This is a genomic window from Shewanella sp. GutDb-MelDb (assembly GCF_002836075.1).
Taxonomy (GTDB): Bacteria; Pseudomonadota; Gammaproteobacteria; order Enterobacterales; family Shewanellaceae; genus Shewanella.
Genome location: NZ_PJBM01000046.1, coordinates 1 through 2,919 on the forward strand (window position 1 = coordinate 1; position 2,919 = coordinate 2,919).

2 protein-coding genes are annotated in these 2,919 nt (G+C 39.9%); one reads left to right on the plus strand and one right to left on the minus strand.

Going from position 1 to position 2,919, the window contains the following annotated elements:
- Window positions 1-357 precede the first annotated feature (357 nt).
- Window positions 358-1,791: a glyceraldehyde-3-phosphate dehydrogenase gene (locus CXF82_RS01030; RefSeq protein ID WP_101090198.1), complete on the minus strand. Its 1,434-nt coding sequence runs from the start codon at window positions 1,789-1,791 to the stop codon at window positions 358-360.
- Window positions 1,792-1,993: 202 nt separating this feature from the next.
- Between CXF82_RS01030 and CXF82_RS01035 the strand changes: the two genes are divergently transcribed.
- The gene (locus CXF82_RS01035) at window positions 1,994-2,848 is read left to right on the plus strand and encodes a DUF2989 domain-containing protein (protein ID WP_232775102.1); all 855 of its coding nucleotides are present in this window, start codon (window positions 1,994-1,996) and stop codon (window positions 2,846-2,848) included.
- Window positions 2,849-2,919: the final 71 nt, after the last annotated feature.

Below are 2,919 nucleotides of genomic sequence, written 5' to 3' on the forward strand. Positions count from 1 at the left end.
GCCCTAGAGAGTCAATCGCGAAAAAACATTTTTATGACTGTTTGATGTTAAATTCATCAAAGATAACGTTTTTTGTTCTTATTGATCGAATCTTGCTCAGCACAGTAATGCTTAACTCCCTGCCCGCTTAACAATACCCGACTAACTCAGACGAATAAATGAAGAGTTGCCTTTACTCTTTATCGCTGTTAATAAAAAGCATCTGCATTAAAAGTCGATGATTCAAGCAAGCGGGTTTAATCTAGAAGCCGTTATTACGTTCTAGCTGTTGGGCAATCTAAATTTAACGGTAAGAGACTAAAAACAAAAACGCCTCTGTAATAGAGGCGTTTTAAATAGCGTTAACTCAAATCAATCTTAGCCAAGCGGCAATGATTGATAGTTAAGGCCTAACATCTTTTGCATAACACCAACGACCTGGCAGCTATAGCCAAACTCGTTGTCATACCAAACATACAGAATAGCGCGCTTGCCATCCGCAATGGTCGCTTGAGAATCAATAACACCTGCGTATCGAGAACCGACTAAATCACTTGATACTATCTCTGTAGAATCGGTGAAATCGATTTGGTTCTGCAGATCAGACTGTAGCGCCATATCTTTCAGGTATTCGTTGATTTCATGCTTATTAGTTTCACCATTTAGGTTCAAGTTAATAATCGCCATTGAAACGTTAGGCGTTGGAACACGAATTGCGTTACCCGTTAGCTTACCTTCAAGAACCGGTAGCGCTTTAGATACCGCTTGAGCAGCGCCAGTTTCGGTGATCACCATGTTTAGCGGAGCACTGCGGCCACGGCGGTCAGCTGAGTGATAATTATCAATCAGATTTTGGTCATTGGTATAAGAGTGAATCGTCTCTACGTGACCGTTTACAATACCGTATTTATCGTTAACGGCCTTAAGCACAGGTGTTATCGCGTTTGTGGTACAGCTTGCGGCTGATACAATAGTGTCTTCTTCAAGAATGTCTGATTCGTTTACGCCGTAAACGATATTCTTAATCGCACCTTTAGCAGGCGCGGTCAACAACACTTTGCTAGCACCTTTTGATTTAAGGTGTAACCCAAGACCCGCTTCATCCTTCCAAATACCCGTGTTATCAACTACCAGCGCATTAGTGATCCCATGCTCTGTATAGTCCACTTCATCTGGAGAGTTTGCATAGATAATTTGAATATAAGTACCGTTTGCAATAATGGCATTATTCTCTTCATCAACTTCAACTGAACCATTAAAAGGTCCATGAACCGAATCACGACGCAGTAAACTTGCGCGTTTCTCTAAATCGCCCTTACGGCCACCACGAAGTACAATGGCACGAAGTCTAAGCTTGTTGCTTACACCTGTTCTTTCAATTAGCAGGCGAGCCAATAGGCGTCCAATACGGCCAAAACCGTAAAGCACAACATCTCTCGCTTCGGTATCTTCTTGTGTGATTGCTGCTGCCAGTTCACTGCTCATGTAAGCTTCGATTTGGCTAGCATCTTTATATTCGCGCCAGTAGTTAACAGCAAGCTTACCAATATCTACTTTGCACTGTTTTACCGCTAATTTGCTTAAAGCTTCGATAAATGGAAAGCTTTCACGTAGTCTTAGTTTGTCACCGACATGGCGACGTACTAAGCGATGTGATTTAATGATTTCAATGGTAGAAGCATTTAGTAAGGGTTTACCGTAGACGACAACTTCTACACCTTGGTTACGATATAACTTACCAAGTAGAGGCTGCATAGCCTCAGCCATTTCGAAACGTTCTTGCCAGCTTTGTAGGTGTTTATCAGCGCTCATTAACAGATCCTTTATCTCACTTTTCTGATTTTTTATCAGAAATGTTTGAGTAACAAAAAGAAAAGACCAATAATCTAGGTTATGTAGGCTATCTTTCCCCGTTTGGTCGGCGCTATTGTAATGAAAAGTCGCCTTTCAGGCTAGTTAGATATTTTATATAACAATGTAATTTTATTAGAAAAAAAGACGCATGGAGCCCCTTTTGAGTAGAAACTTTGTAATGTTTACATCATTTTTAGTATTTATTGCTTTTTTTGGGCTGTTTGGCTGTGAACCTAGCTCAAATACAGAGGCTATATGTAACAAAAATCCTGAACTTTGTTCAGATTTGCATAAAGATAGTTGGTGTCGATTCGAAAAAGGTGACCTTATTCGTGGCCGTTACAAGTTAAAGCAGACTAAAGAGCCCAGAGGTGAGCAATTATTTGACCAGTTATTGTACCTTGAAGATTATAACAAGTGCATTGAGCTAGCCGCGGGAGTACAACATATACTGCACCCTGAACGTTCTAATGATCGTGCTCGAGCATTTGGCCTTAGCTCCCAAACATTAATGCAACTTCAAGAAACCACCAGACATAGTCAAGATCCCCATTTAGCCTATTATCATTGGTCACGATTTAATGATGTCGAGTCTGGCAAGGTGTTATTTGCGGCAGAAAGAAACGGCCTTATTAAAGATATCAGATTAAAAGCCCAACTCGCGGCACACTTTTTAAGAGAAAATCCGCTAAAATCGAAACGTTTATATGCTCAAGCATTAGATGGAAGTGATAAAGACACATTCGATCCTGACTGGTTGCTCGCCTTAGCGACCATTTATCAGCAAGAACAGCGCCCAGAAATGCATTACTTACTGTCAAAAACCAATATCATTATTACCCAAGCTAATTTTGCCGAAAAAGAGATGTTAGCCATGCTCCAAGGTAATAGATTGTTGCAAGATAAATTAGATAAAGAAGCTAAAGATTTAGCTGATGTACTAAAATCTGGAAAGTATGCAGAAAGTAAGCTAAGAATCGTATTGGAACAGGACATAAACCAAGAAACTGAGTAAAAAGCATCTTGTAATTTGTATTCGGCAATATGTTTGCCAACTTACAGTTTTTTTTAATATTTAGTAGAAAA

Excerpts from the sequence above, each read along its gene's own strand:
- CXF82_RS01030 (WP_101090198.1), bottom strand. The coding sequence starts at position 1,791 with ATGAGCGCTGATAAACACCTACAAAGCTGGCAAGAACGTTTCGAAATG.